The organism is Mycobacterium shunyiense, from assembly GCF_058270035.1.
Genome location: NZ_JBZDPT010000031.1, coordinates 297,686 through 321,680 on the forward strand (window position 1 = coordinate 297,686; position 23,995 = coordinate 321,680).

21 protein-coding genes are annotated in these 23,995 nt (G+C 66.1%); 7 read left to right on the forward strand and 14 right to left on the reverse strand.

All coding sequences use genetic code 11. The features are described 5' to 3' along the window. Positions 1–90 precede the first annotated feature (90 nt). Positions 91–807, reverse strand: a complete 717-nt coding sequence (locus tag AC4ELS_RS18575) for a TetR/AcrR family transcriptional regulator (RefSeq protein ID WP_110917047.1) — start codon at positions 805–807, stop codon at positions 91–93. A 90-nt stretch (positions 808–897) separates the two neighbouring features. Between AC4ELS_RS18575 and AC4ELS_RS18580 the strand changes: the two genes are divergently transcribed. Both AC4ELS_RS18580 and AC4ELS_RS18585 read left to right on the forward strand, forming a co-directional pair. Then, entirely contained in the window at positions 898–1,983 is a 1,086-nt protein-coding gene (locus tag AC4ELS_RS18580; RefSeq protein WP_499048567.1) for an oxygenase MpaB family protein, read from the forward strand. Between the two features lies 1 nt (position 1,984). Further along, positions 1,985–3,676, forward strand: coding sequence for an aldehyde dehydrogenase family protein (locus tag AC4ELS_RS18585; RefSeq protein ID WP_448449185.1), 1,692 nt, complete (start codon positions 1,985–1,987; stop codon positions 3,674–3,676). A gap of 8 nt (positions 3,677–3,684) precedes the next feature. On the opposite strand, the gene AC4ELS_RS18590 is transcribed toward AC4ELS_RS18585, so the two are convergent. Further along, entirely contained in the window at positions 3,685–4,272 is a 588-nt protein-coding gene (locus tag AC4ELS_RS18590) for a TetR/AcrR family transcriptional regulator (protein ID WP_064880471.1), read from the reverse strand. A 140-nt stretch (positions 4,273–4,412) separates the two neighbouring features. Between AC4ELS_RS18590 and AC4ELS_RS18595 the strand changes: the two genes are divergently transcribed. The 3 genes from AC4ELS_RS18595 to AC4ELS_RS18605 are packed head-to-tail and all read left to right on the forward strand — an operon-like array spanning position 4,413 to position 8,330. Next, on the forward strand, positions 4,413–5,135 hold the full coding sequence (locus AC4ELS_RS18595) for an SAM-dependent methyltransferase (protein ID WP_499048570.1): 723 nt from the start codon (positions 4,413–4,415) through the stop codon (positions 5,133–5,135). Then, the gene (locus AC4ELS_RS18600; protein WP_254358843.1) at positions 5,047–5,427 is read left to right on the forward strand and encodes an MmpS family transport accessory protein; all 381 of its coding nucleotides are present in this window, start codon (positions 5,047–5,049) and stop codon (positions 5,425–5,427) included. The genes AC4ELS_RS18595 and AC4ELS_RS18600 overlap by 89 nt, the downstream gene beginning before the upstream one ends. After that, a complete protein-coding gene (locus AC4ELS_RS18605; protein WP_463791549.1) occupies positions 5,424–8,330 on the forward strand; it encodes an MMPL/RND family transporter in 2,907 nt (968 codons plus the stop codon). Before AC4ELS_RS18600 ends, AC4ELS_RS18605 begins: the two co-directional genes overlap by 4 nt. Positions 8,331–8,404: 74 nt before the next feature. Here AC4ELS_RS18605 and AC4ELS_RS18610 read toward each other — a convergent pair whose 3' ends face one another. The 7 genes from AC4ELS_RS18610 to AC4ELS_RS18640 all read right to left on the reverse strand — a co-directional run bounded on the left by AC4ELS_RS18610 (position 8,405) and on the right by AC4ELS_RS18640 (position 16,572). Continuing rightward, positions 8,405–9,061, reverse strand: coding sequence for an O-methyltransferase (locus AC4ELS_RS18610; RefSeq protein WP_448444200.1), 657 nt, complete (start codon positions 9,059–9,061; stop codon positions 8,405–8,407). Positions 9,062–9,077: 16 nt separating this feature from the next. Next, on the reverse strand, positions 9,078–10,313 hold the full coding sequence (locus AC4ELS_RS18615) for a glycosyltransferase (protein WP_448444203.1): 1,236 nt from the start codon (positions 10,311–10,313) through the stop codon (positions 9,078–9,080). Positions 10,314–10,315: 2 nt separating this feature from the next. Beyond that, positions 10,316–13,393 (reverse strand): ATP-binding protein, encoded by a 3,078-nt coding sequence (locus AC4ELS_RS18620; protein WP_499048573.1) that lies wholly within the window; start codon positions 13,391–13,393, stop codon positions 10,316–10,318. 130 nt (positions 13,394–13,523) lie between these two features. Then, positions 13,524–13,994 carry a TIGR04338 family metallohydrolase gene (locus AC4ELS_RS18625; protein ID WP_064957625.1) on the reverse strand — a complete coding sequence of 157 codons (471 nt, stop codon included), beginning with the start codon at positions 13,992–13,994 and terminating at the stop codon, positions 13,524–13,526. Continuing rightward, complete coding sequence (locus tag AC4ELS_RS18630; protein ID WP_064881328.1) at positions 13,991–14,734, reverse strand: DUF2786 domain-containing protein; 744 nt, start codon at positions 14,732–14,734, stop codon at positions 13,991–13,993. The genes AC4ELS_RS18625 and AC4ELS_RS18630 overlap by 4 nt, the downstream gene beginning before the upstream one ends. A 9-nt stretch (positions 14,735–14,743) precedes the next feature. Further along, a complete protein-coding gene (locus AC4ELS_RS18635) occupies positions 14,744–15,736 on the reverse strand; it encodes a hypothetical protein (protein WP_499048576.1) in 993 nt (330 codons plus the stop codon). Beyond that, a complete protein-coding gene (locus AC4ELS_RS18640) occupies positions 15,733–16,572 on the reverse strand; it encodes an alpha/beta hydrolase (RefSeq protein ID WP_064957622.1) in 840 nt (279 codons plus the stop codon). The genes AC4ELS_RS18635 and AC4ELS_RS18640 overlap by 4 nt, the downstream gene beginning before the upstream one ends. Positions 16,573–16,616: 44 nt before the next feature. Between AC4ELS_RS18640 and AC4ELS_RS18645 the strand changes: the two genes are divergently transcribed. After that, on the forward strand, positions 16,617–17,642 hold the full coding sequence (locus tag AC4ELS_RS18645) for a sigma-70 family RNA polymerase sigma factor (RefSeq protein ID WP_448444211.1): 1,026 nt from the start codon (positions 16,617–16,619) through the stop codon (positions 17,640–17,642). 15 nt (positions 17,643–17,657) lie between these two features. Here the strand turns inward: AC4ELS_RS18645 and AC4ELS_RS18650 are convergent, their stop codons facing one another. Further along, positions 17,658–18,566: a type IV toxin-antitoxin system AbiEi family antitoxin gene (locus AC4ELS_RS18650; protein WP_448444213.1), complete on the reverse strand. Its 909-nt coding sequence runs from the start codon at positions 18,564–18,566 to the stop codon at positions 17,658–17,660. A 165-nt stretch (positions 18,567–18,731) separates the two neighbouring features. After that, complete coding sequence (locus tag AC4ELS_RS18655; RefSeq protein WP_463791560.1) at positions 18,732–19,223, reverse strand: VOC family protein; 492 nt, start codon at positions 19,221–19,223, stop codon at positions 18,732–18,734. A 174-nt stretch (positions 19,224–19,397) separates the two neighbouring features. On the opposite strand from AC4ELS_RS18655, the gene AC4ELS_RS18660 reads away from it, so the two are divergent. After that, positions 19,398–20,522 carry an NDMA-dependent alcohol dehydrogenase gene (locus AC4ELS_RS18660; RefSeq protein WP_499048581.1) on the forward strand — a complete coding sequence of 375 codons (1,125 nt, stop codon included), beginning with the start codon at positions 19,398–19,400 and terminating at the stop codon, positions 20,520–20,522. Between the two features lie 139 nt (positions 20,523–20,661). Here the strand turns inward: AC4ELS_RS18660 and AC4ELS_RS18665 are convergent, their stop codons facing one another. The 3 genes from AC4ELS_RS18665 to AC4ELS_RS18675 form a co-directional block, all read right to left on the reverse strand. Further along, positions 20,662–22,509 (reverse strand): PQQ-binding-like beta-propeller repeat protein, encoded by a 1,848-nt coding sequence (locus AC4ELS_RS18665; protein WP_448444216.1) that lies wholly within the window; start codon positions 22,507–22,509, stop codon positions 20,662–20,664. Positions 22,510–22,675: 166 nt separating this feature from the next. Continuing rightward, a complete protein-coding gene (locus AC4ELS_RS18670) occupies positions 22,676–23,089 on the reverse strand; it encodes a YkvA family protein (RefSeq protein ID WP_499048584.1) in 414 nt (137 codons plus the stop codon). A 78-nt stretch (positions 23,090–23,167) separates the two neighbouring features. Continuing rightward, positions 23,168–23,944, reverse strand: coding sequence for an SDR family NAD(P)-dependent oxidoreductase (locus AC4ELS_RS18675; protein WP_055119465.1), 777 nt, complete (start codon positions 23,942–23,944; stop codon positions 23,168–23,170). Positions 23,945–23,995: the final 51 nt, after the last annotated feature.

Below are 23,995 nucleotides of genomic sequence, written 5' to 3' on the forward strand. Positions count from 1 at the left end.
CCACGCTCGGCATGCCACGAGCGTGCGCAGAATGCCGGCGAAATGCGGCGTGGCGGGCGGCAGACACGCACGCTCGCGGTGCGAAGAGGCTCAGACGCGGGCGCGCTCCGGATCGCGGTAGCTCTCGACCTGCGCGGCGATCACGTCGGGCGTCGGCAGCGGCTCGGCGCTGTCGAGGTACACGCCGCCGGCGCGCAGTGTGTCCTCGACCAACAGCCAGATCCACCGCACGAGATCGGCCACCAACCGGTCCTGTGCGGTTGAGCCGGGTTGGTCGAGCCACCGCCCGGTTGTCGATTCCACCAACCCGACGATGGCGAACGCCAGTGGTTGAGGGTCGGTGTCCACGCCAAAGGCGTTGAGATACACCGTGAACAACGCATTCAGCTGAGTTCCGATGGTCTGCCGGATGTCGGCTATGGCATCGGGCGCCGAGCCGTCGTCGCCCAGGGAGCACCGTGCCAGGTAGCGGTAGAGGTTCCGGTGTTCGACGAGGAACCGGACGTGGGCACCGACGCCGGCCTCGATGATCTGGGCCATCGATCCGTGGGGCGTCCACAGAGGGGCAAGTTCGGTGTTGAGCATCTCGGCTGCGCGCTGCGCGATCGCGCTCTGCAGATCTGCCGCGCCGGCGAAGTGTCGGTAGAGCTTGGTGCGGGTCACCCCGACATGCGCGGCGATCTGCTCGGTCGAGGCCTGCGGACCGTGTTCGGCGATCGCCGACAGTGCGGCGTCGACGAACTCTGCCCGCCGCCGCTCCCGCTGGCCGGCCCATCGACTCACGGAACCGCTGCCCTCAGTTGCCACAGACACACCCTAGCCGATCAAGTGGTACATGACGTACCATACCGTAACTGGTACATAACGTACCACTAGATTTCGAAGGGAACGACGCAGATGGACGCGGTAATCGCGCTTCGCAAAGCGGCAGGTCTGCCGGCAGTTGCCGAACCCCTGGCACCGGCGGAGGACTACGGTTTCTTCGGCCCGGGGTCGGTCACCTGGAAGGTGTGGAGCTACCCAACCTCGCTACTGATCGGCTTCTCCCGCGCCGTCACCATCGAGCACCTCGATCCGTTCCTGGCGGCCGCCGTCGACGCCACCGGGCAGGTCTATGCCCGCACCCGCCTGCGCTACGACCGGACCATGCAGTACTTCGCCCTGGTGGCCTTCGGCGACGCCAAATCCGTCCTCGACGCATCCGAGATCCTGGTCAAGATCCACTCCAAGGCCGTCGGCACCGAGCCCATCACCAAGCGCCCGTTCGACGCCAACGATCCGCACTCACAGTTGTGGATCCACCTGACCGCATGGCACTCGATCCTCAAAAGCTACGAGATGTTCGGCCCCGGCAAGCTGTCGGCGGACGAAGAGAGCCGGTATTGGGAGGAATGCGCGCGGGCCGCCAAGTTCCAGACGATCAATCCCGACGACGTGCCCCGCACCCGCGAGGGCATCCGCGCGTACTTCGAGAGCTTCCGCCCGGACCTGGTCGGCTCCGAGGTGGCTCAGCGCATGATGGATTACCTGGTCGATCTGGGCTACCACATCCTGCCCGAGCGGATGCCGCGCTGGATGCGCAAGGCGTTCAACATCCCGATGCGCGCCGCCATCATCGCGACCATGCCGCAGTGGATGCGACTGCTGGGCGGCATCCCCCAGCGTCGAATCGCCGATGTCGCGGCACGCGCCGTGGTGCGACCATTCCTGCGGATCATCGCCGCCAAGCCGCGACTCGAACTGGCAGTCCTGGATCTCACCACGCCGAACACCACGCCGATCGTCGGCCCAACCCTGGTCGACATCCCGGCCAGGAACACCATCACCTACACGCCTGCCGAGGCCCGGGCGAAGTGGGGCAGACAGACTCCGTTCGAGCAGTACAGTCAGATCATGGCCAAGCGGGAGATCGGGCAGGGTCCGGCTCCCTACGCCCACAACCACCACGACGCACTGATGCAATTCGACAAGAGCGTGAGCTGATATGAACGAATCGCAGATCGACCAGGCCCTCGAGGATCTCGTCGAAGGCGAAAAGACCTGGGCCTCACTGTCATTGGCGGCCCGCCGCGGACTACTCGACGAGGTGCGCGACCTGACCGTGCGCCATGCCACCGAGTGGGTCGACGCTGCCGTCGGGATCAAGCAACTCGACCCGGCCTCGCCCCTGGTCGGCGAGGAATGGATGTCCGGCCCGTACTCACTGGTCGCCGGGCTGGCCGCACTGTCGGAGAGCCTGAACAAGCTGGAAGCGGGCCGCAGCCCGCTCGACGGCGCCGAGTTCGGCTACGCTCCCGGCGGTCGGACCACGGTAAAAGCTCTGCCGCTCAACACCTTCGATCAACTTTTGCTGTCCGGATTCAGTGCCGAGGTGTGGTTGCAGCCCGGAATCGAGAAGGCCGAGGCCATCCGGTCGGCCGGCCTGGCTCAACGCGACCCCAGCCGCACCCACGGCGTGGGCGCGGTGCTGGGCGCGGGCAACATCTTCTCGATCGCGCCGCTGGACACCATCTACGAGTTGTACGCCAACAACCGGGTGGTGGCCCTCAAGCTCAACCCGATCACCGATCCGTTACAGCCCGTGCTGACCAAGGTGCTGGCACCGTTCATCGCCGTCGGTGCGGTCCGCATCCTGACCGGCGGAGCCGAGGTCGGCACATATCTGGTGCGGCACAAGCTCGTTGACCACGTGCACATGACCGGTAGCGCCCTGACGTACGACGCCATCGTGTTCGGCACCGGCGAGGAGGGTGCCCGGCGCAAGGCAGCTGACGAACCCGTGCTCGACAAGGAGATGACCGCCGAACTCGGCGGGGTTTCCCCGACGATCGTGCTGCCCGGCTCCTGGAGCGCGGCCGACATCGAGTTCCAGGCCAATCACGTTGTCACGCAACGCTTGCACAACAACGGCTACAACTGCGTGGCTGCGCAGGTGGTGGTCTTGTCCAAGCACTGGGCCCAGCGTGACGAGTTCATCGCCGCCATCCGCAAGGCCTTCAACGATGCGCCTGCCCGCCCGGCCTACTACCCGGGTTCAGACGTCAGGGTCGCCGGCGCGGACACGTCGTATCCGGACGCACAGCACCTGGGCTCGAGGGGTGCCCGGGTGCTGGTGGTCGATCCCGCCGACCGCGAAGCGTTGTTGTGCACCGAGTATTTCGGTCCGGTTCTCGGCGTGATCGAGCTCGACGTGCCCGACGATCAGTTCGCCGAGGAAGCGGTACGCGTCGCCAACGACGAGTTCGTCGGCACGCTCGGGGTGAACATCATCGCCCACCCGGACACCATCAAGGCCATGGGCGCCAAGTTCGACCACCTCGTCGAGCAGTTGCGCTACGGCACCATCGCGATCAACGCGTGGACCGGCGTCGGCTATCTGACCGCAACGGCCACCTGGGGAGCATTCCCCGGCCACAAGCGCAATGACATCCAGAGTGGAGTCGGCGTGGTGCACAACGCTTTTCTGCTCGATCGCCCGGAGCGGACGGTGGTCCACGGCCCATTCCGTCCGGCGCCGCGTTCGGTGTTTCGCGGCGAGTGGTCGTTGTCCCCCAAGCCGCCGTGGTTCGTCAACAACCGCACCGCGGCGACGACGGGCCGATTGTTGGTGGACTTCGCCGGGGCGCCCGGATGGAGCAAGCTGCCCGCGATCTTCGCGTCGGCGCTCCGGGGTTAGGTACGGGGCTAGCCGGAGGCGACGGGCGTGGCCGGCGCCACTGCGGGCAGTAACCGCTGCGCGCAGTCCAGCAGCACCCGGTGCAGCTCCTCGTCGGTGACGTCGTTGAGGGCAGGATCGGTGGCACTGCCATAGACACCTGCGGCGAGGACCGACATGCAGATCCGGCCCGTGGCGTCGGGTTCGGGGCCCAACAGGATCAGGGTGAGCCGTTCGATCGTGTCCTGGAGTTCCGCCCGATCGTGCACCAGAGCGTCGATCACCGGGTCACCGTGGAACACCGCGGTAACCCGCCGGTGCCGCACGGCCATCTCGACCATGCCGCTGACGGCGGCCTCCCGCCGCGCCTCCGGAGTGGACATCGCCTCGGCGATACGGACCAGCCGCACCATGTCGTCGAAGACGGGTTGGATGACCGCCAGCGCGATCTCGTCCTTGGAATGGAACTGGTAGTAGACGGCCGCCTTGCTGACGCCGAGGCGGTCGGCGATCATCTGCAGCGACGTACCTTTGACGCCGTGCTCTGCGAACAGGCTCAGCGCCGCCTCCAGCACCCGCTCGCGGGCAAAGCCACGCGGCGCAACAGCCTTCGCCACACCCGTCCCTTCGTCGCGCTGAGCGTACCGAACGCGTTCTAGATCACAGCGTCAATAGCCAAACTAACTTGATTGAAGTTAGCCGACTGTATAGGTTTCACTTTACATCCGGCAAGGAATCCTGCGGGGGAGGAGTGATGATGCCCATTACGTGCGCGTCATATCCGGCAGAAGTCCTCGACACCTTTCTGCTCGCCGCTGCCGAAACCGGCATCGAACAGGTGGTGTTCGTGTCCTCCGATCTGGACCCGCGTCCTTATCAACTGCCCTGGCCCGCAGGCACCCAGGTGTACGTCGTCGACCATCCCGCGATCCTCGACGTCAAGACCGCCGCCATGGCCGGCACCACGTCGACCACAGTGGTGCGGCCAGTCCCCGCCGATGTCAGCGGCGACTGGCCTGCCGCACTGGTCCGAGCGGGATTCGACGCCGACCGGAGCGCCCTGTGGAGCGTCGAAGGCGTACTACCCTTCATTCCATCGGATGAACAGCGTCGACTCGTCGCCGACATCACTGCTCTGAGCGCGCCGGGCAGCCGGCTGATCTCAGAGGTGTCGGTCAGTCCGTTCCGGGACGATTCCGGCGGGGACGTCACCCCGGACGTCGACGTAGAAAGATGTTGGCGGGAATCCGCCGACACCGAAATGATCACGAAGTGGCAATGGAGCTTCGCCGCTAGCCGGTACGTCACCGCGTACCTGACCTCCGAAAGGCCGACCAGCGAATATGAAGCTGTTGAGACGGTTCTGGATTCCGTTGATCATCATCGTGGTGGTGTTGGTAGGCGGATTCACGGTCATGCGGGTGCGCACGTTCTTCGGCGCAGGCGCCGGCTCCGGCATCGCCAGCGCGAAGGTCGATGACACCAAGCCGTTCGACCCCAAGGTCGTGGTCTACGAGATCTACGGCGTGCCCGGTGCGACGGCGGACGTGAACTACCTCGATCTCGACGCCCAGCCTCAGCGCGTGGACGGGGTGACCCTGCCGTGGACGCTGCGTCTGGAGTCCACCGCTCCGTCGGTGTTCCCCAACATCGTCGCGCAGGGCGACGGCAACACGATCAGCTGCCGCATCACCGTCGATGACGAACTCAAGGACGAGAGAACCTCCAACGGCGTGAACGCCCAGACCTTCTGCTTGGTGAAATCTGCATGAGCAATTACGACACTCCTACCGACTCGATCCCGGTCAGCGGCCCACAGCACGCACAGCCCGCCGGGCACGGCGGGATCGCCAAGTGGATCCGGCGCCTGGCCATCCCGATCATCCTCGGCTGGATCGCCGTCATCGGTGTCCTCAATGTGATCGTTCCCCAGCTCGAAGAGGTGGGGAAGATGCGCTCGGTGTCGATGACGCCGGACGACGCACCGTCGATGATCGCCATGAAGCGGGTCGGCGAGGTGTTCCAGGAGTTCAAGTCCAACAGCTCGGTGATGGTCGTCCTGGAGGGCGACAAGCCGCTGGGCGACGACGCACACAAGTACTACGACGAGATCGTCGCCAAGCTCGAAGCCGACAAGAAGCACATCGAGCACGTCCAGGATTTCTGGGGCGATCCGCTGACCGCGTCGGGCGCGCAGAGCTCCGACGGCTTGGCGGCCTACGTGCAGGTCTACACCGCCGGTAACCAGGGCGAGGCGCTGGCCAACGAATCGGTGGAGGCCACCGAGAAGATCGTCCAGAGCGTCCAGGCACCCGAGGGCGTCAAGGCGTACGTGACCGGCCCGGCCGCGATGTCGGCCGATCAGGAGATCGCCGGTAACCGCAGCCTCGAGATGATCACCGCCCTGACTTTCGTGGTCATCATCATCATGCTGCTGTCGGTCTACCGCTCCATCGTGACCGTGCTCCTCACCCTGGTCATGGTGGTGCTGTCGCTGTCGGCCGCCCGCGGTCTGGTGGCTTTCCTGGGCTACTACAACATCATCGGGCTCTCGACCTTCGCCACCAACCTGTTGGTGATGCTCGCCATCGCCGCCTCCACCGACTACGCCATCTTCCTGATAGGCCGATATCAAGAGGCCCGAAGTGTCGGCGAGGACCGGGAACAGGCCTACTACACCATGTTCCACGGCACCGCCCACGTCATCCTGGGTTCGGGCCTGACCATCGCCGGCGCCACGTTCTGCCTGCATTTCACGCGACTGCCCTACTTCCAGTCACTGGGTATCCCCCTGGCGATCGGCATGGTGATGGTGGTGCTCGTCGCACTGTCGCTGGGCTCGGCCATCATCACGGTGGCCACCAGGTTCGGTAAGACGCTGGAACCCAAGCGGGCCATGCGCACCCGCGGGTGGCGCAAGATCGGCGCCGCGGTGGTGCGTTGGCCGGGACCGATCCTGATCGCCACCATCGCCATCTCACTGATCGGCCTGCTCGCACTGCCGGGCTACAAGACCAACTACAACGACCGCAAGTACCTCCCGGCGGATCTACCCGCCAACACCGGCTACGCCGCGGCCGACCGGCACTTCTCGCAGGCCCGGATGAACCCCGAGCTGCTGCTGATCGAAAGCGATCACGATCTGCGCAACTCCGCGGACTTCCTGGTGATCGAGCGGATCGCCAAACGCATCGTCGGCGTACCCGGTGTCTCCCGGGTCCAGGCCATCACGCGCCCGCAGGGAACGCCGATCGAGCACACCTCGATCCCGTTCAACATCAGCATGCAGGGCACGACGCAGACGATGAATCAGAAGTACATGCAGGACCGGATGGCCGACATGCTCAAACAGGCCGACGAAATGCAGGTCACCGTCGACACGATGACCAAGATGATCGCGCTCATGGAACAGATGCGCGGCGTCATGAACAGCATGGTCGGCAAGATGCACGGCATGGTCGACGACATCAAGGAATTGCGCGACCACATCTCGGATTTCGACGACTTCTTCCGTCCGATCCGCAACTACCTGTACTGGGAACCGCACTGCTTCGACATCCCGATGTGCTGGTCGATCAGGTCGGTCTTCGACACCCTTGACGGAATCGACACCATGACAGCCGATTTCGAGCAGATCGTCCCTGACATGGACAAGATGAACGCGCTGATCCCGGTGATGATCGCGAACATGCAGCCGATGATCACCACGATGAAGACCATGAAGACCATGATGCTGACCATGCAGGCCACCCAGGGCGGCATGCAGGATCAGATGGCGGCCATGCAGGACAACTCCACCGCCATGGGTCAGGCCTTCGACGCCGCCAAGAACGACGACTCGTTCTACCTGCCACCGGAGACCTTCGACAACCCCGACTTCAAGCGCGGCATGAAGATGTTCCTGTCCCCGGACGGGCATGCGGTGCGGTTCATCATCAGCCACGAGGGCGACCCGATGAGCCCCGAAGGCGTCGCGCACGTCGAACCGATCAAGCTGGCGGCCAAGGAGGCCATCAAGGGCACTCCGCTGGAGGGCTCGAAGATCTACCTGGGCGGCACCGCAGCCATGTTCAAGGACATGCAGGAGGGCGCCAACTACGACCTGCTGATCGCCGGAATCGCCTCGCTCTGCCTGATCTTCATCATCATGCTGATCCTGACCCGAAGCATGGTGGCCGCCGCGGTGATCGTCGGCACCGTGGTGCTGTCCCTGGGCGCCTCGTTCGGCCTGTCGGTGCTCATCTGGCAGCACCTGATCGGCCTGGAACTTCACTGGATGGTGTTGGCCATGTCGGTGATCATCCTGTTGGCGGTGGGCGCGGACTACAACCTGCTACTGGTCTCCCGATTCAAAGAGGAGATCCACGCAGGCTTGAACACCGGCATCATCCGCGCCATGGGCGGCACCGGGTCGGTGGTCACCTCGGCAGGCCTGGTGTTCGCGTTCACCATGATGTCGATGGCAGTCAGCGAACTCGCCGTGATCGGCCAGGTGGGCACCACCATCGGTCTGGGCCTGTTGTTCGACACCCTGGTCATCCGTTCCTTCATGACCCCGTCGATCGCAGCACTGATGGGCAAGTGGTTCTGGTGGCCGCAGATGGTGCGCCAGCGGCCCAAGCCCGAGCCGTGGCCGAAGCCGATCCAGCGCGAGCCGCAGGACTCGCTGGCTTAGCCCCAACCTGAAACTCCGCGAGCGTGCGTGTCTGCTGATTGGACAGGCACGCTCGCGGCGTTTCGAGAGGACGTTTACCGCACGAGCGCCACGGCGAAACCGTCCCAGCCCTTGGTGCCCACGGTTTGAATGGCCGCGGTGTCCAACCGCGGATCGGCACCCATCATCTCCAGCATGTCGCGCACGGCCTGCGCCTGTGCGTCGTCGGGCGCCGGTGCGAGCACCCGACCGAAGCGGGTCACGTTGTCCACCACGATGATCGAGCCCGGCCGACCCAGTCGGATCGCCCACTCGACGTAGCGGACGTTGTTCTCCTTGTCCGCATCGATGAAGACCAGATCGAAGACGTCACCACGTTCGGCCAGCCGCGGCAACGTGTCGAGTGCGGCGCCGACGATCACCTCGACCCGGCCCGCCAGGCCGGCCCGCGCCAGATTGGCCCGTGCCACCTCGGCATGACGCGGCTCGTATTCGAGCGTGACGACGCTGCCGTCGGGTCCCACACCACGGGCCAGGTTGATGGTGCTGTACCCGGCGAGCGTGCCGATCTCAAGCGCCCGACGCGCCCCGGAAATCGTCGCGAGCAGCGACAGCAGCTTGCCGTGCTGAGCCGACACCTCGATGGCCGGCATGTCGGCGGCGTGTGCGGACTGACGCGCCGCGATCAGCGCCTCGTCCTCGGTGCGCAGCACCTCGTTGAACATGGCATCGACGTCAGCAGCCTCGGTCATGTGCGCCAGAGTAGCGTCAGGACGCCAGACCGAGTATCCGCTGCTCGAAGAGGTCGGCGCCGTACTCCACCCCGCCCGTCTCCGCGAATCCGGCAGCCACCCGACGCGCTCCCGCTGCCATCCCCACCGCTTCTCGCACCTTCTCACGCAACCGATCCGGCGTCAGCCGCCGAGCCGGTAACCGGGTGCCACACCCCGCCACGTCCACCCTGCGGGCCACCTCGAGCTGGTCCCGCCCGTAGGGCACGACGCACACCGGGACGCCGCGGGCGAGCGCCTTCTGCGTCGCCCCCATCCCACCGTGGGTGACGGCGCAGATCGCGCGATCCAGAACCAGGCCGTGCGGAACGAACTGACACACAGTCACATTCGCAGCCGATTTCAGGTCAGGTGGCACCCCGGACGGCATCGTCACCACCACGTGTACCGGCTCGCCTGCCAGCGCCCGGACGGCAACGGCCGCGAGTTCGGCGTCGGCCTGTTTCTCCGAAGAGGTGGTCACCAGGATGATCGGTCGGTCAACCTCGGCCAACCAGTCCGGTACGCCACCACCATCCGTTTCCATCACACAGGGCCCGATCATCTGGACGGCGTCGCCCCACTCGGTGGCCGGATACTGGAACGGCTTACCGCTGGTCAGCAGGATCAGGGGTGCGCACCGGAGGAACTCGTCCATCGAATCAGCCTGCGGCAGCTGAACTTCGGCACGAACCCGGTTGATGGGCGGCAGCATGATCTTCTCAAGCGGCCTGACCACCAGGGCCCGCACCGCGGCGTCACGCAGCCGGCCGGCCACCCCAGTCCAAGGTGGTAGGCCCAACCCAAACGGCGGCACGCCGGCCGCACTCAGAGGCAGTGTGTACGGAGCGAAACTCGCCCACGGGACCGATCCCGCCTGTGCCGCCGATTGGGCACCCCAGCAGTTGACGTCGACAAGCAGCGCGTCGGGCCTGACCTGATGCACAGCGTCCGCGACGTCGGCGGTCTCGTAGCCGGCCCGTTGACCGAAGGAGGAAACCCCCAACTTCAACGCATCTCGTGGGTTGGCAGCCTTCCAGTCGTCGATCTCAATTGCTTCGATCCGTGGGTCGATGCGTTCGGCGGCGAAGCCGAGCTGCCGAGCGATATCCAGCCCGGCGGACAAGGTCCGCACATGCACGGTGTGGCCCCGACCCGACAGTTCGGCCAGCAACGCACACATCGGAAGCAGGTGACCGAGCGCCGGCGAGGTGTAGGCGAGGATCGTCGCCACGGCTACGTCATTCTCCGGGCGGTATCGAGCCTGCCTCGGGCCTCCAGCTTTTCGCACAGCGCCAGGTACTGCGCGGACAGTTCGCTGTAGTCTGCCGAGTCCCCGTCGGCCTGCGCCAACACGGCCCGTGACCGCAACCACCACAGGTCGAGTGCCGCGATTCCCGGTCGTAGCCCTCGCCACTGTTCGACCACTTCGCGTGCCTCGGCTCGCTCCTCTTCGGAGCCGGACTCGATGAGGAGTTCGACGAGCGTCTCCCCGAGGCGTCCGAGGAAGAATTTGGAGCCGCCGGCGGCGTATCTCGCGAAGCCGGATCGCAGCTCGGCGAGGGCCTGCTCGCGGTCTCCGTTGTAGGCCGCGTCGACGGCGAGGTCGGCGATGATGGTGGGCTTGATGAATGTCATCGAGCTGTGCGCGTCGATGAACGAAAGTGCTTGCCGCAGGCCATTGACCGCTTCGGTGTCGGGCCGGGGCAGCGCACGCAGTACGGCGGTGCCGCGCGCCCACCGTGTGCAGACGACGCCGCTGCTGTCCCCGATCGTGTCGGCGGCCAGCACTGCCTGGTCGAGGGAGTCGATGAACTCATCGGTGTGGCACAAACCCAGCGCCACCGCCGCTCCCGCGTACAGCACGGTGTGGGTGAACGTCATCGGCCGGTCGGCTTGCGCCAGTTCGATGCCTTCGTGCAGGTGGCGGCGTCCCTGCTCGGACCGGCCCAGACACAACTCCAGAAGACCCCGAAGCGCCTGAGCAGGAGCAAGTTCAGTGGGCGGGGTCCGGTCGACGTCGAGTATGTCGATGGCCTGCAGCCCCGATTCGAGCTCGCAATTGGCCAGCTTCGCGAAGGCGACCGCATTCACCACGATGCCGGTGGCCTCGGCGTCCCAGCGGGCGTCCTCGGCCATCCGATGTAACTCCGAGGCGAGCGCCGCGGCCTCCCTCAGGTTCTCCTCGTTGACGGTGAGGGACCACAGCTGACCGGCGGTGCCGATGGCGAGCGATCTCATGTCGTCGGTCTGCGTTGCCATATCCCGGAATTCACGGTAGCGCTGCGCGGTGGCGTCGTCGTTGCCGACATACAGCGAGGTCGACACCAGCAGTGCACGGGGTGCCACCTGTAGGTCGGCTACCTCGGGCTGGTCCGGTGACAGCCCGTCGGCAATGCGTTGGGCATGCTCCCACTGCTCACGCGCTGCGGGGATGTCACGCACTCGAATCCATTGTCCTGCACGCATATACCAGTGATATGCCGCGACGAGATCGCCGGCCGACTCGAGGTGGGCAGCGATCAACGCGGCATTCTCGTCAGCGGCCCCGGGATCCCGCCGCTCGATGGCGGCGGCCAGACGACCGTGGGCGCGTGCCCGGTCACGGTTCAGCTGTGACTCGTAGGCCACCGTCCGGACCAGTGGATGATGGAAGCAATACCGTTGTCGAGGAACGAATTCGGTCTGGTCGATCAGTTCCGCAGAGACCAGCTCGGGCAGCCCGTCGGGTTCAGCCTCCGGTTGCAGCATGCGCAGTGTGTCGGTGTCGAAATCCGTGCCGATCACCGAAGCCGCGTTGAGTGCCCGCTTGGCGTGCGCCGACAGCCGGTCGATACGTGCCGCCAGGACGGCCTGAACCGTCGCGGGGACCGAGATGCGATCGAGATTACTTGTCATCCGGTAATTCCCGCGACTGCCCGCCAGTACACCCCGGCCGGCGAGATCGCGGACGATCTCCTCGACGAAGTACGGATTGCCTACCGCCACGCCGGCGATGCGGGCAGCCAGCCCGGTCAGCGACGGGTCCTCGCCCAGGTGGTGGCCGACCAGGCGGGCCGCGACCGGCGCCGGTAGCGGGTGCAACCTGATGGTCGACGACCGGTCGCGGCGCAGCGCTCCGTGATACTCCGGCCGATAGGTGGAGACAACGGTGGCTGTCGCCACATCGCCGATCTCGGCAACGAAATCGGCGAGCACCTCGTCACTCGGGGCGTCGATCCAGTGCACGTCTTCGAGAACGAAGACCGTCGGGGCGTCAGCGACCCGAACCGCGGTGGCCATGAGTTCCACCAGTCTTCGCCGCCGGCTCTCCAGAGCGATGCTCGCATCGAGCGAGGCGGCGTCACCGATTCCCATGGCCTCGAACAGCACTCCGGCGTCCGGGGACTGCACCGGCAGGTGCCCATGGAACTGTTCAATGGTGTGCTTGCGCGCCGCATCCGGACTCAGCCCATCCACGCCGAACATCCCGCGGAGCACCAGCGAGAGCATGCGGAAAGCCAACACGGAGGCGTGTGCCTCACCACGGGCCACCACAATCCGGGCACCCCGACGTTCCGTCGCCGCCGCGAAATCACTGACCAGACGGCTCTTCCCCAAACCCGGCTCGCCGATCACTCCGACGAACTCACCCGCTTCGGAATCGAAGGCCTCTTGCAGGTGATCCAGTTCCGCGGCCCGACCCAGCAGCACACCGGCAGTTCGACCCAGCACGGCGCCGCCGGTTTCGACCGAGTGCAGCTGCCGTGCCGCCACGGGCTCCTCGAACCCCTTGACCGTGACGTACCTCGTAGGTCCGAGCCGCGCTCCGTCGTCGACCAGTCGGGCGGTGGACAGGGAGCACATCACCCCGCCCGCGGGGGCGACCGATTCCATGCGCTGGGCCAGACCGACTGGATGGCCGACAGCGGTGTAGCCGCCCGAACCGATCTCCCCGGCAACGACCTCACCGGAGTTCAGCCCGACCCGCAGACTCAGCGCGACGCCGTCACGGCGGGCCACCTCGGCGGCCAGCTCGGTGGCCACTGTCTGTATCTCCAGCGCCGCGATGCACGCGAGCAGGGCGTGATCCTCCAGCGCGGCCGGCGCACCGAACAGCGCCATCAGTCCGTCACCGGTGAACTTGTCCACCGTTCCGCGGTAGCGCTGCACCACCACCGCGGCCCGGTTGAACAACTCGTTCATGATTTCGCGAAGTCGCTCGGTATCGACCGCGGCGGCGAGTTTCATCGAGCCGACGACGTCAGCGAAGAGCACGGTGACCTGCTTGCGTTCGCTGGTTGTCGTCCGCTCACCGACCGCGCTCCCGCACATGTCGCAGAAGCGTGCCCGCGGCCGCAGGTCGCTACCGCACGACTGGCACCGGCGCGCCGTCTCAGCGACCCGGCCGGCCATTCGCCAATCCAACTAGTGCGTCAATACGGCAATGATCGCGTACTCGGGGTCAGACCACACCTTCTTTGGCGTAGACCATCCGCAGCACCAGCCCGACCTCCGGACCCATGACCGTGTCACACAACTCGCAGTAGGCGACGACGAAGGCTGGTCCGTGGGGCGGGTCGGCCTGGCTCACGTGGTGGGCCAGTTCGTGCAGTACCACCAACTCTCGCAGTGCCCAGGTATCACGCTCGGGGACGGCGATGACGGCCTTGCCGTCGACCAGTTCGTAGTGCGCTGCGGTGGCACCCCGACGGGAACGCACTGCGACCGGGCCGGCTCCGACCCGGGCGACGACGTCGTCGACGTAGCGCTGCACTGAATCGACGGACCCGAATTTGGCCTCCGGCGGCAACGTCAGTGAGGTACCGAAGAAGTCGATGACGCGTGAACTGTGTTGGGCCGCACGGTCGAACATGGTGCGGACGAACTGTTCGGCGGCGTACACCCTGGCACGCTGGGTGTCCCTGACGCTCACTGCTCCAGGGCGCCGCGCGCGCCGGAGATCTCCTGGGTGGCCCCGAGCCGCGCGTGGCGACCGGCGCGATCCCCCGCCCGGCGGGCGGCCGACGAATACCCGGCCGAGGCGTTCGTGGCACGCCAGGTCCCACGGGCCTGCGAGGCCTCCCGGTAGAAGCTACGCAGCTCGATGTCTTTGTCCCGCAGGGCGATAGCGGTGCCCGGCCGGTCGGCCTCATCGGCCTCGCGTTGCGCTTCCTCGCGAGCCTGGGTCAGGCGCTGGCCGATCCGGGCACCGAAGGCCAGCTGGAAGTTGAGCCGGGCGGTGATGGTCGGAGTCGGCCGGTGGGCGCCCGAGCCGATATAGCTCTCCGACGCTTTGACCATCTGCACCAGGAGGCTGGTGTACAGGGCGTGGGTGGCGTCGATGTCCTCGGCGAACCCGTAGGCGTAGACGAAGGTCGAGTTGGACGCCACATCGCATTTCACGTCGTTGGCCATCCCGATCACCACGAACAGCTGCACATAGGTACGCAATCCGCGTCTTCCGGCTTCGCCGATGGTGATGGTGCGTTGCACCGGCATCTGCGCCTTGGTGCGCTCCGCGGAATGCGCGCGGGCCAGGGCCAGGTCGATGGAGGTGGCGGTGGCCAGCCGCTGGGCGGCGGCCATGAACGCCTCGGCCTCGTGGAGGTTGTCGGTGCCCTCCGCCTGACGCAGCAGTGCGGCGATGCGCGCCAACATCTTGTCGTCGCTCACGCGACAAACCTAGCCACCGGTACCGACAAACTTGCCGATCGCCTCCACCACCTGCGGTGACAACGGTCCGGGCTTGCCGTAGTTGGCGATGCTGTCGGCAGGATCGTCGCGCAGCACATGGTTGACGCCCTTGAGCTCGACGACCGTGAGCGCGGTGTGCTTGAGCGCCCCGATCAGCGGACGTTCGGTCTCACAGCTGGCCTGGGCGTCAGAGTCCGAGCAGGTGAGCAGCACCGGCATCCCGTCGGGCAGCCGCGCGGCCAGCTGCAGGGGATCGATCTTGTCGGCCTCGACGATGGCGTTGAGGTTGTCCTTGTTGACGATGGCACCGAGGCCTTCGGGCAGGTTGGCGGGCACCGTCCCCTTGGTGCGGATCTCGTCGACGGCGGCCAGCCAGGCCGTCAGGACCTCGGGACTGGCCCCGGCGCGCACCCGGTTGGTGATGATGTCCAGGTAGCGGCCGGACAACGGTTGAAACAGGGCCAGCGAGTGGACCTTCGGATCGGCGGCGCCGGCCAGGGTCATGGCGTGGATGGCGCCCTCGCCGACCGCGTAGATCGACAGCTCGGCCTCGTCGGTGTCGGGCTGTGCGGCCAGGAAACGCAGGGCGGCGGCCGCGCCGATGGTGTAGACGGCGCTGACCACGTCGGTGGGCTTCGCCGCGTAGGGGCCGAGCTTGGTGGCGCCGGTTCCGATCTTGTCGTAGCGCAGGGTCGCGACTCCCTTGTCCGACAGTGTTTCCGCGAGCTGACGCATGTTGCCGACCGGGCCGACGACCTTGTTGTCGCCGTTGCGGTCGGTGGGCCCGCTCTCGGAGATCAGCAGTGCCGCCGGGGTCGTCGCGCCCGAATGCCGGTAGGTCCCGTGGATGGTGAGTCCGTCGGCGTCGAAGGTGACGTCGGTGTCGGTCCAGTTCGGCTGCTGGTCCTGCGTCGATGCCTCCTCCGCGCCGCAGCCGGCGACCAGGAGCACCGAAAGCAGTGCCACCACAAGCTTTCTCACAGGTGGGTCTCGATCCAGGACGTCACGTCGTCGAGAACCAGCCCCTTCTCGGGCTCGTTGAACACCTCGTGGAACAGGCCCGGGTACACCTTGAGGTGCACATCCTCGGAGGCCACACATTCGACAAGGCGGTGGCTGCCTTCGACGGCCACCAGCCGGTCCTTCTCGCCGTGCACCACCAGCAGTGGCGCGGTCAGGGCCGAGGCCCGCTGCGGCATGGTCTCCCCCACGATGATCAGCGCCCGGGCGATACCCGCGGGGACCTTGCCGTGCCACACCAGGGGATCGGCCTTGTAGGCCGCCACCACCTCGGGATCGCGGGAAACCGCATCGGCGTCGAGATTCTCCACCGGCAACCCGGGGGCGATCTTGCCGAGCACCTTGGCCACCGCCGCCAGCACCGGCGACACCGCGGCCTGCGCGGCCACCGCCGGTCCCGACAGCACCATCGCGGTGTACTCGTCGGGATATTCGACGCCGTAGCTGAACACGATGCCGCCGCCCATGCTGTGTCCCAGCACAAGGCGCGGGAGGGCGGGATACTCGGCCGTCGCGATGCCGACCAGCGTGTGGAAGTCGCCGACGTATTCGGACATGTCGCGCAGGTACACCCGCTTGCCGCCCGAGCGGCCGTGTCCCCGGTGGTCGAGGGCATAGACGACCAGGCCGGCCTCCCCGAACCGTTGCGCGACGTGGTGGTACCGCCCGGCGTGTTCGCCCAGGCCGTGGGAGAGAACGACGACGCCCCGCGGTGCGGTGTCGGGCGTCCATACGTCGTAGACGATGCGGACCCCTCCGACGCCGTCAAAGGTCTGTTCACTGCGGGTGCTGGTCACCCTGGCGAGCGTAGCCGCACCTGTCGGAGATTTTTCGGTCGTGGTTGTCGGGGGCGCTGCGTAAGCTCGCGAATGTGACGGTCCTCGCCCACCGCCTGGATGACGACAGCTCGGCCGATGCGTTCCTGGCCGATGCACAGCGCTACCGCCGTGAGCTGCTCGCCCACTGCTACCGGATGACCGGCTCGCTGCATGACGCCGAGGATCTGGTGCAGGAGACCTACCTGCGCGCCTGGAAGGCGTACGGGGGTTTCGAGGGCAAGTCCTCGGTGCGGACCTGGTTGTATCGCATCGCCACCAATACCTGTCTGACGGCTCTGGAGGGCAGACAACGCCGCCCGCTGCCGTCGGGCCTGGGCAATCCGAGTTCGTCGCCCACCGACGAGATCGCCGAACACCACGAGATCCCGTGGCTGCAGCCGCTGCCTGACTCCACCGACGACCCGGCGGATCCGAGCACGATCGTGGGGACCCGCGATTCGGTGCGGCTCGCGTTCGTCGCGGCACTGCAGCATCTGTCCGCCCGTCAGCGCGCGGTGCTGGTGATGCGGGAGGTGCTGCAGTGGAAGGCGGCCGAGGTCGGCGAGGCCATCGGGGCGTCGACGGCCGCGGTCAACAGCCTGCTGCAGCGCGCCCGGGCCCAGCTCGACGCGGTCGGACCCAGCCAGGACGATGCGATGGACCCGCCGGATTCCCCGCACGCCCAGAACCTCCTGCGCAACTACATGGCTGCCTTCGAGGCCTACGACATCGACAAGCTCGTCGAGTTGTTCACCGCAGAGGCCATCTGGGAGATGCCGCCCTTCGACAGCTGGTATCAGGGGCCGCAGGCCATCGGCGACCTGTCCCGTTACAAGTGCCCGGCCGAGAAGCCCGGGGACATGCGGTTCATCGCCACGAGCGCCAACGGCCAGCCGGCCGCGGCGATGTACATGCTCAACGCCGAGACGGGCCGGCACGAGGCCTTTCAGCTGCATGTTCTCGACGTAGGCCCCGAGGGCATCTCCCACGTGGTGGCTTTCATGGAACTGTCGCTGTTCGAGAAGTTCGGGCTGCCGGCATCTCTCTAGGCGTCGAGTGGCCAATTACGCCACACGATCTGCTGAAACCCGTGCAACAACTGGCCACTGAGCTCCTCGGGCCCGCAGGGCCGCACAAACCCGAGCCACGATCACCTGCGGTCGGTGATTCAGCAAGTCCGCTCCGACCCTGACGATCAACCACCCCAGCGCGGCGAGTTCGGCATAGCGGTCGATGTCGTTGGCTCGCACGCGAGGATCGGTCCAGTGCTGTGCGCCCTCGTATTCGACCCCGACCTTGAATTCGGCATAGCCCATGTCGATGCGCGCAGACCGCCTGGCGCCGAAGTTCCCGTGCACCAAGATCTGTGCCTGCGGCTTCGGTAGTCCGGCGTCGATCAGCACCAGACGGGTGCGGGTTTCCGGCGGCGATTCGGCGCCGCCGTCCATCAGGTCGAGGACCTCGCGCAATTGCACCAGACCGCGAACACCCGGATGCCGGTCGAGAAGCGGTGCCATGTCGGGCGCGCACAAGCGAGTCGCCTGCGAGAGGGCGTCCACCTGGATGACGGCCTCGTCCCGACCCGGCCGCCGGCCCAGGTCGAAAGCGGTACGTGCGGGCGTCGTCACCGGAAGACCGGCGAACCGGCGGGTCTCGTCGGCATACAACTCGTCGCGGTGAATGAGGATCCCGGTGGTCGGTTTTCCATTGCGGCGGTAGAGCTCGGCAGGCGCTGTGGGGTCGATCCACTGCGTGCCGTACACCGCCGACGCCGAGAGGCCCGTCAACGTCGCCTGACGCCCGGACCACAACCACGCGGCCAGAGCGCGCTTCGCCGCTGTCATCTCGGTGCCCTTGGCGAGGTAGACATCGCGGTAGACGGCCTCATGACGACTCGAGAGTTTCCGTCTCGTCACCGTCCCCTCCGCCAACGCCTCTGTGCCGAGAAAGGGTCCGAGAAAGGGAGAGTCCATGCCCGTACAGTCGCCGGGCCGTGAGACACATCCCCCGGGCTCCCGGCGCGGTGGCACGCCTGCTGTGGATCAAAGTCGCTCTGGGGATCCAACATTCGAATGGCCAGTTATGACACGCCAAACCGGTCTCAATGTGCGGCAACTGGCCACTCGGCGGTCAGGAACCTACGAACCTTTGTAGGCCGCCTCTAGTTCAGCGATGTCGAACTTGCCGACGGTCTTCAGCACGGCCGCCATCAACCGGCCATCGGCGGCGTCGTCGCCGTTGTCCAGCAGGTCGTAGTACTCGGTCGGGGTGATCTGCCAGGCAAGCCCGTATTTGTCCTTGAGCCAGCCGCAGGGCAGTTCCTCGCCGCCCTCGACCAGTGCCGCCCAGATCTGATCGAGCTGCTCCTGTCCGGTGACGCGCACCTCCAGGGAGACGGCCTCGGTGAAGTGGAAGTGCGGGCCTCCGTTGATGCCGACGAAGCGCTGACCCGCCAATTCGAACTCGACCACCACCGGCACGTCCTGGGGAGAGGGCGAATCGGGATGGGAGGCGATGGTCTTGACGATGCGGCCATTGCCGCCGAACGCGTCGATGTAGTGCTGCGCGGCCTGTTCGGCCTCGCGGTCGAACCAGAGGTTGGGGACGATGCTTGCGTTGATCTCGGTCATGCGGGATAGACCCCCGTCGGCCGCGCTACTCATCGCCGAGTGGCCACCTGATGCACACAGATCCACCTGACGCGTGTCACAACCGGCCACTCGACGACGAAATCAAGCAGACAAACTGCCTGTTCAGGGGCCAGTTACTCGACAGTATTGCAACCTGTTCTATTATCGCCTCCCATGAAGACCAAAGGCGCCCTGCTGTGGGAACTCAACTCGCCATTCAAGGTCGACGAGATCGACCTCGGCGACCCCGTCGCCGACGAAGTACAGATCCAGATGCATGCCGCGGGCATGTGCCACTCGGACTACCACCTGACCACCGGTGCCACCCCGATGGCGCTGCCGGCGCTCGGCGGCCATGAGGGCGCCGGCGTCGTCACCAAGGTCGGCAAGAACGTCACCGGCATCGAGGAGGGCGACCACGTCATCCTCGCCTTCATCCCGGCCTGTGGTGAATGCCCGCCGTGCCTGAAGGGCTTCCGCTCACTGTGCGACCGCGGTGCCGTCCTGCTCGGTGGCAAGGCCATCGCCGACGGCACCAGCCGCATCACCGCAGGCGGCCGTGAGGTGTCGCCGATGAACCTGCTGGGCACCTTCGCGCCGTACATGACGGTGCACAAGGATTCGGTCGTCAAGATCGACAAGGACATCCCGTTCGAGACCGCGGCCATCATGGGCTGCGCGGTGCCGACCGGCTTCGGTTCGGCCACCAACGTCGCCGACGTCAAGCCCGGCGAGACTGTCGTCGTCGTCGGTGTCGGCGGCATCGGCATGAGCGCGCTGCAGGGCGCGGTGATCTCGGGCGCCAAGCACGTCATCGCGATCGACCCGAACGAGTGGAAGCGTGAGCAGGCCATCAAGTTCGGCGCCACCCACGTCTACGCGTCGATGGCCGAGGCCATCGCGCCGATGATCGAGTTCACCTGGGGTCTGATGGCCGACAAGGTCATCATCGCCGTGGGTGCGATGAAGGGTGAGTACATCGAAGAGGCGATGATCCTCACCGCCAAGACCGGCACCTGTGTGGTGACGGGCATGGGTTCGATGATGGACGCCGACGTCAAGCTCAACCTGTTCCTGTTCACCATGTTGCAGAAGACGTTGAAGGGCAACATCTTCGGCGGCGGCAACTCGCACGTCGAGACGCCCCGCCTGACGGCGCTGTACAAGTCGGGCCTGCTCAACATCGACGACATGATCACGCGGACCTACAAGCTCGAGGACATCAACCAGGGCTACCAGGATATGTTGGACGGCAACAACATTCGCGGTGTCATCAAGTTCGACGAGTCGGACTGGTAAACCCCCACAGACACGGAATCCCCCTTTTCAGCGTCGAAAAGGGGGATTCTGCGTCTACTGGCGGAATTATCGTCACATGCCTGTGCGCTACTGTCGCCCAGAACCGGATTGCCTTCTGTCAGTGGGTAATTACAATGGGTCAGGGTGCGTAGCCGACGATGTCAACCTGCGAGTCGGCATAGGATTGAACAAACAGTGTGGCGCCCCTGCTCGCGGTGACGTAGCGCATTTTCGTTTCCTTGGCCACCTTGAACGGCCACTGCACCGTGTCCTCGACCTGGCACGTGTCACGGTTGAGCGCCAACACCTCATCGGGTTTGCCTCGGAACACGAATTGATCAGCGAGCCAGACGGGCGCGGGGCCCGGCGAGTCGTAGCTGATGAATTGGCACCGCAGCGATCCGTCGGCATTCATCAGGTCGGTGGTCCGGCCCCTCCCACCCCACGTCGTGGATCTATCGGCGGCTGCAGCGAAAACGTAGTCGCCTCGACCGTCACTGCTGGGATACACCCAGCCCGACGGCTTCTCGACCGACTGGCCGGTCAGGTAGTTCACAAGCATGTGCCTGCTCTCGCCGGGAGTGACGCATCGCCCAACGGGATCACGTTCGGCGCACGCCTTCTGCAAGCCCACAGACACGCGGTCACCGGCGCCGCTACGGACATCCAGGTTCTCCCATGTGTCCCGAGGCAGATGATCGGCCCCCGGGATCGGCCAGTCACCGAGTTGCTCACCGGTAGCCGCGTCGTGAGCCACCACCCGCAGGTTGATCGTGCCGGCCGTGGAGCAATCGTTCACCGTCACCAGCCGGTCCCCAACGTCGGCGACCCGCACCGTGTACGGCTCACCCGCGCTGCTCAACGTGGACAGTGACCCGCCACCACAGGCCACCGGGTTCGAAATCTCCCACAACTGCTCGCCCGTGCGAGCATTGAATCCCGTCCAGGATTCCTTGCCGCGCACCATGAACGACGTGGGCGAACCACCGTCGTTGATGTCTAGCGCGTTCCACATCGCAGGGTCGTTCGATACCCACAACTGCTCACCGGTGACGGCATCCAAACCCACCACCTCTGCGGGCCGGCCACGCTCATCGTCACCGGCGAAGCCGACCACCACGATGCGGTCATCGTCGTAGACACGCACCCGCCCAACCTTTTGGTCCGGCCCCCGACCGTAATGCCATCGCTGCACCCCTGCATTGTCGAAAGCGAGCAGGGCAGGCGCGTCACTATCCTGGGCCCAGTACTCCGACCACACGATGAACCCCGCACCAGCAGCATCGATGTTCGCCCTGAAGTACGGCACCGTCAGCCGAAACTGCTCCTGCCCTAGCGTTTCAGGCGTCGCAGGAATGTCCACCGCGGCTGCGGTCGTGGCAACCACCGTGCTGCGCGCCCCAGGAACAGCGACCACGGCCACCAATATCACCGCGGCACAAGCCCCCGCGGTGGCCCACCCAACTCGCCTGCCCTGCGCTGACCACCACGACACACCAACGAGCACACAACCCACGATCGTCGAACCGACCACCACACGAAGCAGCCAAATCCGCGGCCCGGCAGCCGCGAACTCGCTCGAAGCCAACCCGACCCCGATTACGCCGATCACCAGCCCCACAGCACACACGGCCGCAATCACCCGCACCCGCGACGACAAACGCCGCACCGCCCCGGCGCGTATCAACTGCCAGACCGCCGGCACCCCGATCACCGCGGCCACCGCCACCGCCGACCATCCCAGCGCCTCCGCCCTGCCGGCGGCCTCATCACACAGCGCGGTCGAACAGTACAGCGACGGTGTCCGCAAGGCGCTGTAACCGGCGACGCCCAAGGCGCCGACCAGCAAGCCCACACCCACACCGGCCACAATCCACGCGAACACCCCGCGCCGGCCGCCGCCGACCGGAGCACCCCAGGCCGGGGGCGTCCCACCGCCATTCGGATACGCAGAACCAAAAGGACCCGGCGGCGGAGGCAAACTCACGCTCCGATCGTAAAGCCGCCGCACCTGGTGTGGATGCAGACGATGGCAAGCAGGTCGTTGAACGAGTCAGCGAGACCCAGTTCTTCTCATCGACCGGAACTACCAACATCCTTCTGCCCCAACAGGTATCGACCATCTGACGACCAGCGCCCTGCGGACGCGAGACTCAGCGGGAGAGTCCCGTCAGGCGCACCAGGGCGTCGAACCCGTCGTCGGTACCCGGCCAGTGCGCCCGGACCGCCGACAACCCTGCGTGGCGCACGACGCCGCGCAGCACCAAGGTGACGATGATGGCGTCGTCGGCATAGCCGACCACGGGGATGAAGTCGGGGATCAGATCGATCGGCAGCGCCAGGTACACGACCAACAGCGCCAACCGGACGCGCACACCCCGGGGCAGCGATCTGTCCCTGGCCAGGCGAGGGATCAACCGCAACAGGTCCGGAAGTATGCGCAGCGCCTCGGTGAGCAGATTTCCGCGCGGCCGCACGATGAGCAGCGCGACGACGAGAACGAGCCAGCTCAGCAGCAGGGCGGCGCCGAGGCCGATCAACGTGTCGCCCCACCAGGTGTCGGTCACCTGATGATTTTGCCCAGCAGACGCAAAATCGCCCTTTTCGGCATGGAAAAGGGCGATTTTGTGTCTGCTCGCGGAGGGCTACTTCGGTGGCATCCGGATGCCGCCGTCGACGCGGACGACCTCGGCGTTCATGTACGAGTTGGTCAGCAGCTCGACAACCATCGAGGCCAGCTCGTCGGGCTTGCCGAGGCGGTGCGGGAACAGCACCGACTCGCCGAGCTTGGCCTTGAACGCCTCGGAGGCCTCGCCCTCGCCGTAGATCGGGGTGTCGATGAGGCCGGGGGCCACGGTGTTGACGCGGATGCCGACAGCGGACAGATCGCGGGCCACCGGCAGGGTCAGGCCGACCACGCCGCCCTTGGACGACGAGTAGGCCGCCTGGCCGATCTGGCCGTCGAACGCCGCGACGCTGGTCATGTTGACGATGGCTCCGCGCTCGCCGGTTTCGCTGAGCTCGTTCTTGCTCATCTGGGTGGCGGCGATGCGGATGCAGTCGAAGGTGCCGACCAGGTTGATGTCGAGCACCTTCTTGTACAGGCCGAGGTCGTGAGCCGAGGAGAACTCGCCGTCCTTGCCGATGGTGCGCTGGGCCCAGCCGACGCCGGCCGAGTTCACCAGGGCGCGCAGCGGGCCGAGGTCCGCCGCGGTCTTGACCGCATCGATGATCTGGTCGGTGTTGGTGACGTCGACGGTGACGAAGATGCCGCCGATCTCCTTGGCGAGGGCCTCGCCCTTGTCCGCCTGCAGGTCAGCCACGACAACGCGGGCTCCCTTGGCAGCCAACTGGCGGGCAGTCGCCGCGCCGATACCTGATGCGCCACCTGTGACGATGGCGCTTGCTCCGTTGAGTTCCACGCCCAACACACTAGGCCCCGGCCCTCCCCGATCCACCGGTTGGTCAGCTAC

Bases quoted from the DNA above. Each gene is read 5' to 3' on its own strand.
- AC4ELS_RS18580 (WP_499048567.1), top strand. From the start codon at position 898: ATGGACGCGGTAATCGCGCTTCGCAAAGCGGCAGGTCTGCCGGCAGTT.
- AC4ELS_RS18585 (WP_448449185.1), top strand. From the start codon at position 1,985: ATGAACGAATCGCAGATCGACCAGGCCCTCGAGGATCTCGTCGAAGGC.
- AC4ELS_RS18595 (WP_499048570.1), top strand. From the start codon at position 4,413: ATGCCCATTACGTGCGCGTCATATCCGGCAGAAGTCCTCGACACCTTT.
- AC4ELS_RS18605 (WP_463791549.1), top strand. From the start codon at position 5,424: ATGAGCAATTACGACACTCCTACCGACTCGATCCCGGTCAGCGGCCCA.
- AC4ELS_RS18610 (WP_448444200.1), bottom strand. From the start codon at position 9,061: ATGACCGAGGCTGCTGACGTCGATGCCATGTTCAACGAGGTGCTGCGC.
- AC4ELS_RS18620 (WP_499048573.1), bottom strand. From the start codon at position 13,393: ATGTGCGGGAGCGCGGTCGGTGAGCGGACGACAACCAGCGAACGCAAG.
- AC4ELS_RS18650 (WP_448444213.1), bottom strand. From the start codon at position 18,566: ATGGACTCTCCCTTTCTCGGACCCTTTCTCGGCACAGAGGCGTTGGCG.
- AC4ELS_RS18655 (WP_463791560.1), bottom strand. From the start codon at position 19,223: ATGACCGAGATCAACGCAAGCATCGTCCCCAACCTCTGGTTCGACCGC.
- AC4ELS_RS18660 (WP_499048581.1), top strand. From the start codon at position 19,398: ATGAAGACCAAAGGCGCCCTGCTGTGGGAACTCAACTCGCCATTCAAG.